Raw genomic sequence first — 11,889 nt, 5'->3', positions numbered from 1 at the left:
ACTCTGCTGTAAATTCAGCCTTTTGGCTAAACTGCCAAGAGCCTTTCAGCCGTATTCGCTGTTCACCGAATTTCCTGCCAGTCCACCACCTGAAACAAACCACCTCCAATTGTGGATGCAGTCTCACAATGAAAGGTGGTTCATTCAGCTGCTTATTGTTTGGTTTTCATATATTCATAATAACCTTGTTTGAAAAAACCGTACCACTCGTCGATTTCAGGCTGTGGTGCTGCATTTAATGCCTCAAGCACTCTTTTTCCGAATTCCAGAAATGCCGAACCGTTGGCAGTGATGATTTGTCCGCTCCGTACTGCTTGTTGATGGAGATAGCCAGCTTCATTGCTATAGCTGTCACCCGCTGTTTCTGCCAGGTCTTCGAGTTGGTTGCTGGTATGCGGAATGTCATTTAATAGGCCGTTTGTTCCCAGGAACACCGTCGCATCGCAAATCGCACCAAGTAGAGCTTCTTTTTCGATGGCTTTGTCGACAAGCTCCATGACCCTTTTGCTGTCTTCTTGTCGCCAGGAATTGCCGCCGATCAGAATCAAACCCGCAAAATCCTCCGGTACATCATCCAACCCGTAATCCGGCAGCACCGTAAAGCCGCCAATCGATTTGATCGGGTCCTTCGTCAATGACACCGTCTTGACATCAAATTGTTGCCCTTGCCCTTCCGGCTCTTCGTTTAGCGCTGCCGCCAATGAGCCAGCTTCCCAATCCGCATACTCATCCAAAAGCACAAAGAGAACTTTCTTGTTGCTCATGCCCTTCTCTCCTTTCGTTTGAATATTCACTTTCTTGTTAATTGGATTATAGCACACGCAAATCACTCAAACAGCTGAGACATGATCACCGGCTCAAGAGGGTATAATAAAAGTAAATCCTAACTGAAAAAAGGAGAATCCACAATGAACAAAAAAGAACTAACCCATACCGGTTGGCAGCTGGACGACAGCTACTCACGCCTGCCTGAAATTTTTTACAGCAAGTTCACCGTCAATCCAGTGCGCTCACCTAAGCTGGTGATCCTAAACGAAGCATTGGCAGAAACACTCGGACTGGATTCTGTCGAATTGGCAGGCGAAGAAGGCGTTGCCATCCTTGCCGGAAACCGGGTCCCTGATGGCAGCATACCGCTTGCCCAAGCTTATGCCGGACATCAATTCGGCAATTTCACGATGCTCGGCGACGGCCGTGCCTTATTGCTCGGTGAACAGCTGACGCCTGCCGGCAAGCGGCTGGATATCCAATTGAAAGGCTCCGGCAAAACGCCTTATTCACGCGGCGGCGATGGCCGTGCAGCGCTTCGGCCCATGCTTCGCGAATACCTCATCAGTGAAGCGATGCACGGACTTGGTATCCCGACTACCCGCAGCCTCGCTGTTGTTGAAACTGGTGAAAAGGTCCGCCGTGAAACTGCGCTTCCGGGTGCCGTCATGGCTCGCGTTGCCGACAGCCATTTACGTGTCGGCACGTTCCAGTACGCAGCGCGTTTCGGAACGAAAGAAGATTTAAAAGCATTGGCTGACTATGCCTTGGAACGCCATTTCCCACATGTCCAAAACGCTTCAAATCGTTACCTGGAACTGTTTCAGGAAGTCGTCAAGCGGCAGGCCGCATTGATTGCGAAATGGCAGTTGGCCGGTTTTATTCACGGTGTCATGAATACTGACAACATGGCCATCAGTGGCGAGACGATCGACTACGGACCTTGCGCATTCATGGACAGCTTTGACCCGAAGACGGTGTTCAGCTCGATTGACGCTCAGGGCCGCTACGCTTATGGCAATCAACCGATGATCGCCGGCTGGAATCTGGCACGCTTTGCCGAAAGCCTGCTGTCTTTGTTGCACGATATACCAGAAAAAGCGGTCAGCATGGCACAAGAAGAGCTCACTAAATATATCGAGCAGTTCCAAAGCCACTGGCTTGCCGGCATGCGCAAAAAACTTGGGCTTTTTAATGAAGAAGCCGAAGATTTGGCGTTAGCAGAAGAGCTGTTGAATCTGATGCATGCGCACACGGCCGATTACACCAATACATTCCGGGCGCTGACCTTCAATAAGCTGCATGGCGGCGAACTATTCGATGCATCGGAATTCCAGGAATGGCATAGCTCCTGGCAGTCACGTCTGCAGCGTCAGGAACAATCGCCGGAAGAGAGCCATCAATTGATGCGCGACAGCAATCCGGCAGTCATCCCCCGCAACCATCGGGTGGAGGAAGCCCTGGCAGCGGCTGAATTCCAAGGAGATTACAGTGTCCTGCACCGGCTGCTCGCAGTCTTGGCCAATCCCTATGCCCATTCACCCGAACAAGAAGCCTATACAGAACCGTCAAGCGGACCGTACAAGACTTTTTGCGGGACATGAATGATAACAGCTTGAATTGGTTGGTTATTTATTAAGAGTTGAATACTCCTCAGAAGAAAGAGCGAGAGGCGGCGATTCCTGCCGCATAAGCCCGCGGAAACTGCTGTCCAGATCATCGCAGAACTTGGTGACATCCGCCGGTTTCAGAATGCCAAGCAACTTAACGCGTATATCGGCATCGACATCCGTCGGACAAACTCCAGTATCAGGACAAAATCAATAAACGGGGGAACAAGCGGCTGCGGACCATGATTTCCCTCCGCAAAAAAACGCACAACACCATTGTCGACCATTACGACCAATTAAAAAAGCAACCCAATGGAAAGCCCCATCAGGTTGCAGTGATCGCCTGTGTGAATAAGTTCGTGAAAGTTGCATTTCACCTTATTCGCCACGGGCTTCTTTACCAGTACGAATCTGGCAAGGCTTCGTAAACACAATTCCCTTTCACTATAGCACAGACAACCTGGTGAAAAAAACAGGAATCGCCAGGTTTTTTTGGCATGCCCTTTTTGGCACGATCAGATAGCTTGTAGTGCAGGTGCATGACTCCTGCGAGCCCGCGGAAAGCGTCCGCCTAGAGCGATTTCTTCTACCCTAAAAATTTAAACAGCTATTCTTGTCGTGAAACATATCCAAAATCATCTCAATCAGGAAAAAAATTCTTTTTGTAGTTTCTCTTTTATATTGTTACAATATTCAGTGAAAGAGTTTCTTTGCAGTAAATTTTTTAAGCTGAAGGAATTACCTGTCAAAAAATTTATCTAAGGAGCTGGGACGATGAATCAGGAACAAATGGAATTCGTAAAGAACGGAAAAGGTTTTATCGCTGCGCTTGACCAAAGCGGTGGCAGCACACCAAAAGCATTGGCGCTTTACGGCGTATCGGAAGACCAATACTCAACAGAAGAAGAAATGTATGACTTGATCCACGAAATGCGGACTCGTGTCATGACGGCCCCTTCTTTCAATTCCGATTCGATTATCGGCGCAATCCTTTTCGAACAAACGATGGACCGCAAAGTGGAAGGGCATTATACGCCTGACTACTTATGGCAGAAAAAAGGGGTCGTGCCTTTCCTGAAAGTCGACAAAGGGCTTGCAGATGAAGAACATGGCGTTCAGGTCATGAAGTTGATTTCAGACTTGGACAGCGTGCTGAAGCGCGCCAATGAACGCAATATCTTCGGGACGAAAATGCGTTCTGTGATCAAGGAAGCCAATCCTGAAGGCATCAAAAAAGTGGTCGAGCAGCAATTTGAAATCGGCAAGCAGATTCTTGCAGCCGGCCTGGTTCCGATTCTGGAACCCGAAGTAGACATCAACAGCAAAGACAAAGAGCAATCCGAAAAAATCCTTAAAGAGGAAATGCTGAAGCATTTGGATCAGTTGAGTGAAGATCAGAACGTCATGATCAAAATCACCATTCCGGCAGTCGATAATTACTACAAGGAATTGATCGACCATCCGCGTGTAGTTCGTGTAGTCGCGCTTTCCGGCGGCTATAAGCGAGAGGACGCCAACCAAAAATTGGCGGCCAACGAAGGACTGATCGCCAGCTTCTCCCGTGCACTATCCGAAGGCGTCAGCGCGAGCCAATCGGATGAAGAATTCAACGCCATGCTGGAAAATTCCATCAAAGGCATTTACGAAGCTTCCATTACGTGAAAATATAAAAATATGCCCCGCAGCCTTAATTGGCGGCGGGGCATATTTTTATATGGAAAGCTTAATACCGGCTCTCCGGAATTTTTCGGAACCACTCGAATTCACTGATATGCAGTTCACGCAATTGATATTTCATGATTTTTCCGGAGGAGTTTCGCGGCAAAGAATCAGCAATCATATATTTCCGCGGAATTTTATAGCCTGGCAGATGCTCCAGGAAATAATCCATCAATTGTTCTTCATCAATGGTCTCTCCGTCTTTCGGGACAATGATTACACCGACGATTTCTCCCCATTCCTCTTCCGGTATACCGACCGTCGCAGCTTCAGCAACTTGTGGATGGCCATTGATGATCTGTTCCACTTCAATCGCATAAATATTTTCTCCGGCTGAAATGATGCGATCTGCTTTACGGTCCACAAGCGAGATAAATCCATCTTCGTCGATTGTCGCTAAATCTCCAGTCAACAGCCAGCCGTTTCGGAAAGCTTCTTCCGTTTCCTCTGGTTTGTTGTAATATTCCTTCATGACCAAATCGCCTTTGATGACAAACTCTCCGATGGTGCCAGGCCGGACATCCAAAAATTCCTCATCTACCACCCGCACTTCCGTGAAATACATCGGCTTTCCGCCTGAGCCCAATTTATTTTCGTGCTGCTCCGGCAATAGGAAGACACCGCCCGGACCACCCTCAGTCAGCAGGCAAAGGTTGTAGAATTGCTGATGGCCGAAAAAGTCCATGGCCTTTCTGACAAGATTCGGATCGATTGGATCGGCACCGTACATGCATTTAGTGACAGAAGACAAATCGGTTTCATCTGCATTCGGCACCTGCAGCAAGGCGCTGTACATATCCGGCAACCCGAAGAAAACCGTAACCTGGAATTCATTGATGGCCTGGATCGCTTTTTCCGGATGGAAGTCACGCAAGATGACATTCGATGTTCCGAGCAGAATGCCGGTCACCAGAAACAGGTTTAATTGAACAGAGTGGAAAAGTGGCACTGCATGCAGAAGGCGGTCTTTGGCACCGATTTCGACTCCAAAAACAAAAGAAGTACTGACGTTTGCAAGACGCTGGTGATCGAATACTGCACCCTTCGGTTTTCCTGTGGTGCCGGAAGTATACAGGATTTCAGCATCATCGGTGCTCAACACCTCTACTGATGGCTCCAGCGCATTTTCACTCAATACGCTTTCCCAGCTGAGATATTCGGCGTTGTCAGGGGCTGGATGGACAATGACCTGCTCAAGCGAAGCTGCCTGTTTTATCGCTTCGGCAATCACACGCTCGAATTCTGTATCGCAAAAGATGAACTTGCTTTCGGATTGGCCGAAAATATAGCCGCTTTCATCCGGACTCAGCTGACAGTTGACCGGTACCGCTACACCACCGGCCTTCAGCACTGCAAAAAATGCCAAGGCGTAATAATCCGAGTTTTTCATAAAAAGCGAAACCTTATCGCCTTTTTGCAGTCCTGTTTCGACAAGTCCATTTGCCAACCGGTTTACTTCTTCATTCAACTCCTGATATGAATACGTTCGTTCATCGCAGGTGATCGCCATCTTATCCGAAAAGCGTTTTGCGTTCTGTCTGAGTGATGCCGTAATGTTCATTTTCATCTCCTCCTTTTGTGTGGTCAATTGGTTGCGCAGCTATCCTCCTATTTTAGAAACTTCACGAGCCAAAAAAGAAGGCCATTAGAAATTTCCATATTCCCTTTAATAGTATGTTTAACTTTACAGTATTCTGAAAATATAGTCAATTTGTCGTGTGTACTATTTATGCTTAACAGCAATAAACGTCAAAACCGCGCTCCATCTTAACTTCGATGGGCGCGGTTCAAGATATTTTTATTTGATTGCTCTCAGTGAAATCTTCTGCACTATGTATAGAATCATACGGATGTCCTTTTTCAGCCTCTGCGATGCAAAGGCTGAAAACAAGTAGCTTTACTCCCCGTTCTTAGCCGCTGGGATGTTGACGCCTGCCACCTGCCCGAGCAATTCCACACCTTTGACAATCTCTTCTTCATTAGCGTAGCTGAATGACAGCCGGAGGTATTCGAGTCCTTCCTCCTGATCCAAGAAAAAGTATTTGCCGGGTACAAACGAAACACCTGCGGCCAATGCTTCCGGAAGCAATTTCGACGTATCGACACCTGGAATTTTGACCCAAACGAAATACCCACCTTTTGGCACGAACCATGAAACCGCAGGCGGCAGGAATTCTTCCAACGCCGACAACATAGATGTGCATTTAGACTCATAAGCGCCTGTAAGGAATTTCAGGTGCTCATCAAAATCAGTGGCTTCAAGAAACGATGCCATAGTTGCCTGGTCAAACGGATGGCTCAGGTCTTTCTTGAACCAATTTAATGGATCGATTATTTGGCTGTCCGCCACCACCCAGCCGATTCTCATGCCGGGAGCCACCACTTTTGATAATGACCCTGCATAAAGCACGCGGTTATTGGCGTCCATTGCTTTCAGCAGGCGCGGACTGTCGTGAAAGCCAAGTTCGCCATATGCGTCGTCTTCCAAAATAAGAAAATCATATTGCTCTGCAAGTTCCAGCACATGCTGTCGGCGTTCGGCCGACAAGGTGGTGCCGGTCGGATTCTGATAGGTCGGAATAGTATACAGCAATCGCGGAAGCGGCTGCCCTTTTTCTTTGCGTTCTGCCAGCATATCCGCCAACAGTTCTGTCTGCAGCCCATTTTCATCGATTGGAATGGTCATGTAATGCTCTGTGTAGTTTTGGAAAATTTCCAGCGCTTCCATATAGGTTGGTGATTCAACAGCGACTACTGCTTCGTCGTCCAATAGAACACGGGCAATCAAGTCAATCGCCTGGCAGGCACCGGAAGTCACCAGCAGTTCGTCATCAGATGCCTGCACACCGCGCCGTGCCATCCGTTCCCGGAGAAAGCCCTTTAGCTGTGGAACGCGTGGACTGCCGAGATAATGAAGCGGCAAGTCCCGTTCTTCATCCAGCAACCGGGCTACTGCTCTTTTTATTTCTTCAGAGGGGACCAAGGCCGGCGCCGGGTAGCCTGAACTGAGGCGCAGACAGCCGGGAGGCAAAGTGGAAAGCCACTGGCCAGGCGGGTCGTTTTTAAAAGCCATTTCAATGTCTTTCGAAAAATGGAAATCTGTTTTCATGTAGATCTTTCCCCTTTCTTCTAGCTGGTGGAATAATGTGAAATCTCTTAGTCTTTATTCTACAGGGTGTGGCCTTCAATGTGTAGGCTGTTGTCAAAATCCTTCCTGATTGCATGCCTCTTGAAATTGGAACTGTAACTTTTCGGGTGCCTCAACGTTCTTATGCTAAAGCGATTCACATATCTCTTTACACGAGGAGGCATATCCATGAAAAATAAATTTTGGCTGGGCGCCTTTTTAATCTTTTTGGCTGCCCTGCTTCTCACAGCTTGCGGAACCCAACAAAGAGACGATGCCGAAAACCAGCCTGAAGAGCCGGAGACAGAAGAAAATGGTACAGCGGATGAATCCACAGGAGACAGCACAGAAGGTGAAATGGAACCTGATATCGAGCATGTAAATGACGATGTCTATCGCTACACCTTAGTGAATCAGACAGGAGAACCGCATACATTCGAATTTACCAGCAGCCAGCGCTACGATTTTTCCCTGGCAAATGAAAGCGGAGAAGAGGTTTTCCTCTTCTCATCCGTCAGCGTCTACCTGCAGGTTTTAGGTGAAGAAACCCTGGATCAAGGGGACAAGCTGAGTTACGAATTTGAAATTCCACAGCTTGAACTGGAACCCGGCACCTACGAACTGACCGCCTGGCTAACACCAAGACAAGGCGGAACCTACGAAGTGACGACTGAGCACGTCGTGGAATGAAAATAGGCTGCTCCACAGAAAAAAGCATTCCGGCAAGCCCTATTTGGGTAACCGGAATGCTTTTCTTCGATTTCTCCCGCAGCTACTTACTTAGTTTTCGCTTTGCCGGTTTTAACCGGTTCGGCCACGCGGACTGCATCGTAAATTGAGTTGGCCAATAAACGATACGAATGCTCCGTATGAGCACGGAAAGCCAGGTCATTGGCAAACAGCGTGTACGTAGTGTCGTTGCTGTCTACTGTAAATGCCATTGTTTGAGCTCTGGCTTTTTCGTAGCCAGGCCACCAGCCTGCAAGATAGAAATCATCGCTGTCCTGGAAACTCGCCAATACTTCTGCGCTTTCTGGAAGACTTGACATCCATGAACCGGTCGTTACATACAGGTTTTCCTGCTGTTCGTAGCCAGCCGTCAATGGATGTTGAGCGACTGTTGCTTTGACGAGGCCTTCATGCCTTGCGCCAGTGTTGCCAAACGCAAACCCTGGAAGCACGCCACTCTTACTGACAGCGTTCAGTGCCGGTGCCCCTATTCCAACAAAGGTTTTTCCGGTTGCCTGCTGGGCATTGAAGGAATTTGTATCACTGACAATAACATCCGCATCTGCCGGCTCTACCAATTCAAAACCAAGCTGGCGCAAAGAGAAGTTGAGTTGAGCAGATCCTGTAGCAGCGACTTCCGGCTGCTCCAGAACTTCAACTGCAGCATTTTTGCCATTGCCAAAAGAGTGGGCTTCAAAATAATAATCATCTGCATATGCGCGCAAATCATTAGTGGCTACTACATAATCGCCAGCTTCTGCTTGTTCGCCGCTGTCGTCGGTCAGCACTTCGACCGTTTTGCCTTCAGCCAGCAAGGCGTTAACGACACGGACAGCATCATTGGTTGAGTTTTTTAGAATCTGTTTTGGTGGGTTTCCTTGAATAGAGCTTGTCGGAATGACCACTTCGGATACTTTTTTCGTATTGCCTTCAAATGCCCCTGCCTCACGAATTTCTGTGAGGTCGAAGCCTCTTAAATCAGGGAAATTGACGACGATCGGATCATACATCGCATCCCAATCCGAAACATTGTCCCCCTGATAAAGCATCGCATTCGCCAAGCCGCGTTTTGCCTGATGCATCGGTACGACAAAAGTGCCTTTCGCATACTTTACGCCATCGATGGTCGATGGCTTGACTGTCTGCTCGACTTTAACACCATTGCGGATCAGGTAATCTGCCATCTTATAGGCTTCAAGCACGTTTTTCTGTGTTTTTGACTCTGCCGGGATCACGTAATAATCCGGGAAGAAGTTTTCATTGCCATCACGGACGCGGCCAATCGCTTCACCCGAAGCGTTAACCAAATGCTCATCGACAGCACGGTTATCTTCACCATTGACTCCGCGTTTGAAAATCTCCAGCTGTTCTTTGTAAAGTTCATCTTTATTTTCGTGAACGTATTTTGCCGCACCCAGCCCGCTTCCCACCAATGCATTATAGGAATCCTGGCTAAGCGTCGGTACTTCGATCGTGTGGCTGAGCGCCCCATGGAGCATCCCATACATCGCCGTATAGGCCGGTGTCATATCATCCCACCCAGAACCATAACCTTCTTTGGCAATGAAGTAAGAAGTCAAATCTGAATTGGCGATTCCAGCATTCCCCAAAGCATGTGCCTGCTCCATCATATTTCCGATCAACAAGTCATATTCGAAATTCGGGTTATGCGGAGGTGTCGCTGGTTCAATCAAAAATCCATCGACATAGCCATGGAAATCCACAAAAGACAGCGGTGTCCATTGCGATACCACTTCATTCACTTGCTGTGTTTCAACTTGTGTTTGGTAGGCATTATCACGATTCAAATCAAAGCCTTCGCCGTTTGCACGGGTATTGGCGACTCTGCCGTCCGGGTTGCTTGTGAACATATACAAGAAAATCGCATCATCAAGAACATCATCCACATTTAAGGTTTCTTCAACTTCCTCTGTACCTTCGACATTATTGAAGGTGATTTCTTCTTCCAACGCAAATTTCTCCAGTAATTCAACTTGAACATCTACGCCTTCCACTTCATCCGGATGAATATTATTGAACCAGATGGGTACCTGATAATCTTCCAGTTCTCCAGCCTCCAGCTTTTCAATGAGACTTCCCGGATCATCAAGGGCCGTTGGCAAGGTTTCATTCAGGTATGTATCGACTGCCTCTTCGTCTCTCGCCAGGATGACAAAATGGATATCATGCCCATTGGAGGATTCACCCACTTTTTGGTATTCAAGGTAACGGTCATTGTCTTCATCATCTTCAGCCGCTTCAAAAATTTGATCAATTGCCGGCTTTAACTCATCGTATACTTTAAATTCGTCGTACACATTCCACTCAACAACTGCAGCCGCTTTTTGGCCACTTTCCGAATCAATGACAGCCAGCTCATAGTCACCGATAAATTGCTGGTATTGGGTGCGGATTGTGCGATTCGATAAATCCCCCGTTCCATATGGCAAACCGAATTCCAAAGTTGCCTGGATCTCGGTCGTACCTTCGATAAATTCAGGACCTTTAACGACTTTAATAAATGGGTCTCCATCGTAATTAGTGCCCGAAGTCCAGGTTTGCCAGTCAGATAATGGTTTGCCTCCAAACTGAAACTCGATATTCTGCAAATCCACGCCTTCCCCTAAATCAGCATTGACTTCCACGGTACGTACTTCTGTCATCGAAAATACCGATTGGCTAAGCTCCAGTTCCGCTGCCTGATCTTTCTCAATAGCTGCACTTGATGGCACGAACAATGACAGCGTCAAGACGGCTGCCATCACACTCGAAAACATCTTTTTCATTTATCCACCCATCCCTTCAATTTTGTTTGCTGCGTACACTTTTAAATATAACAGAATATTTCGCATCCCGAAGAGGATAACCTATTTTTTTAAAAGTCAGTACTTTCTTCCAGTTTTCCACTTGATTCCTGGTATGAAAAATAGTTTTAAAGTCACTGAGATAAGCCATTTAAATAGGACCATTCATTCACAACCAAGCAACTTTATCTTATCTCCGATTGAAAATTTTTCCATAAAAAAACTGCACCTCCGTTGTTAGACCCAACTAACAACGGAGGTGCAGTTCATGGCTGCGGAAAACGGCTTGAAGTTACTCAGATAAAAAATACTCTCCGATACAATTATGTGGCAGTACTAGCCAAATATTGTGTCGGAGAGCATCTTGTCGTGGATTTTATACTTTACACAGATTTCGTAGTCCAGAAATAACGGCACTTTCAACAACTCGGCTTTGGCGGACAGCAACCAAGCTATTTCCAATAGCTCATCTGCTTTGATACGATCTGCATGAATTCATCAAAGGAAGACGAATAGCGATTCCAGTGATGGTACCATTTTCTGACAGTATCTAGCAGCCAAAATGGCATCGGTTTGCCGTCGATGATCGCGTAATATTCCGCATGCGCTTTTTTTAGATGTTCCCATCTAAAGTCATTTCCGGTCTTTATATATTCCGAAACATCAAGCAGCTTTGCGCGTCCATTCTGCAATAAAATATTCTTCAAATGGATATCCCGAGGGTTCAACCCGATTTGACGAATAAAGTCTCTAGCCTCTTCAACATCTTGAATAACCTGATCAGGAACATGGACTCCCTGAAGAAGACAATCAAATAAAGTTAGGCCTTCTTCATACTTGATCACCAACAACCGGTCATTCACGCCATAGCAATTGGAAAAATAAGGGGAATCACCGATTTCCTTATAGACTTTCGCCTCTGCTTCGAGTTTGTCCTTTTTATTTTCCGCATAGACTTTGAATGCATATTCCGGTGCCTCCAAAAATTGAAACACTGCCGCGTCTGTCCCTACTCCTATGCAGCGAAATCCAGCCGCGATTCCTTCTATACTCACGGGCTCATTGTTTGGGTTGGCTACGATTTTAACCGCTGCCAGTGATTCTGCTATCTCCTGCCATGATTGCTCCATAA

The 11,889-nt window shown here is 47.2% G+C and carries 10 protein-coding genes; 5 read left to right on the top strand and 5 right to left on the bottom strand.

All coding sequences use genetic code 11. The features are described from left to right. Positions 1-152 precede the first annotated feature (152 nt). Positions 153-764: a type 1 glutamine amidotransferase family protein gene (locus J7I83_RS03295; protein WP_215099258.1), complete on the bottom strand. Its 612-nt coding sequence runs from the start codon at positions 762-764 to the stop codon at positions 153-155. A gap of 144 nt (positions 765-908) precedes the next feature. Between J7I83_RS03295 and J7I83_RS03290 the strand changes: the two genes are divergently transcribed. The 4 genes from J7I83_RS03290 (at position 909) to J7I83_RS03280 (ending at position 4,040) form a co-directional block, all read left to right on the top strand. After that, a complete protein-coding gene (locus J7I83_RS03290) occupies positions 909-2,372 on the top strand; it encodes a protein adenylyltransferase SelO (protein ID WP_215099257.1) in 1,464 nt (487 codons plus the stop codon). Positions 2,373-2,414: 42 nt separating this feature from the next. After that, positions 2,415-2,624 carry a transposase gene (locus tag J7I83_RS18185; protein ID WP_483313427.1) on the top strand — a complete coding sequence of 70 codons (210 nt, stop codon included), beginning with the start codon at positions 2,415-2,417 and terminating at the stop codon, positions 2,622-2,624. Further along, entirely contained in the window at positions 2,621-2,806 is a 186-nt protein-coding gene (locus J7I83_RS17710; protein ID WP_251047423.1) for a hypothetical protein, read from the top strand. The genes J7I83_RS18185 and J7I83_RS17710 overlap by 4 nt, the downstream gene beginning before the upstream one ends. Before the next feature lie 346 nt (positions 2,807-3,152). Further along, positions 3,153-4,040: a fructose bisphosphate aldolase gene (locus tag J7I83_RS03280; protein ID WP_215099256.1), complete on the top strand. Its 888-nt coding sequence runs from the start codon at positions 3,153-3,155 to the stop codon at positions 4,038-4,040. A gap of 61 nt (positions 4,041-4,101) precedes the next feature. Here the strand turns inward: J7I83_RS03280 and J7I83_RS03275 are convergent, their stop codons facing one another. Both J7I83_RS03275 and J7I83_RS03270 read right to left on the bottom strand, forming a co-directional pair. Beyond that, the gene (locus J7I83_RS03275) at positions 4,102-5,664 is read right to left on the bottom strand and encodes a class I adenylate-forming enzyme family protein (RefSeq protein WP_285228667.1); all 1,563 of its coding nucleotides are present in this window, start codon (positions 5,662-5,664) and stop codon (positions 4,102-4,104) included. A gap of 330 nt (positions 5,665-5,994) precedes the next feature. Continuing rightward, positions 5,995-7,206, bottom strand: a complete 1,212-nt coding sequence (locus J7I83_RS03270; RefSeq protein WP_215099254.1) for an aminotransferase-like domain-containing protein — start codon at positions 7,204-7,206, stop codon at positions 5,995-5,997. 207 nt (positions 7,207-7,413) lie between these two features. On the opposite strand from J7I83_RS03270, the gene J7I83_RS03265 reads away from it, so the two are divergent. Further along, positions 7,414-7,914, top strand: a complete 501-nt coding sequence (locus tag J7I83_RS03265; RefSeq protein WP_215099253.1) for a BsuPI-related putative proteinase inhibitor — start codon at positions 7,414-7,416, stop codon at positions 7,912-7,914. A gap of 86 nt (positions 7,915-8,000) precedes the next feature. Here J7I83_RS03265 and J7I83_RS03260 read toward each other — a convergent pair whose 3' ends face one another. Further along, the gene (locus J7I83_RS03260; protein WP_215099252.1) at positions 8,001-10,739 is read right to left on the bottom strand and encodes a M14 family metallopeptidase; all 2,739 of its coding nucleotides are present in this window, start codon (positions 10,737-10,739) and stop codon (positions 8,001-8,003) included. 470 nt (positions 10,740-11,209) lie between these two features. After that, on the bottom strand, positions 11,210-11,887 hold the full coding sequence (locus J7I83_RS03255; protein WP_215099251.1) for a protein kinase family protein: 678 nt from the start codon (positions 11,885-11,887) through the stop codon (positions 11,210-11,212). Between the last annotated feature and the right edge of the window lie 2 nt (positions 11,888-11,889).

Origin of the sequence: Planococcus sp. ISL-110 (assembly GCF_018613575.1) — a bacterium.
Classification (GTDB): domain Bacteria; phylum Bacillota; class Bacilli; order Bacillales_A; family Planococcaceae; genus Planococcus.
Note: the sequence above shows the minus strand (reverse complement) of the source record. Positions and strands in the feature narration are given on the sequence as shown.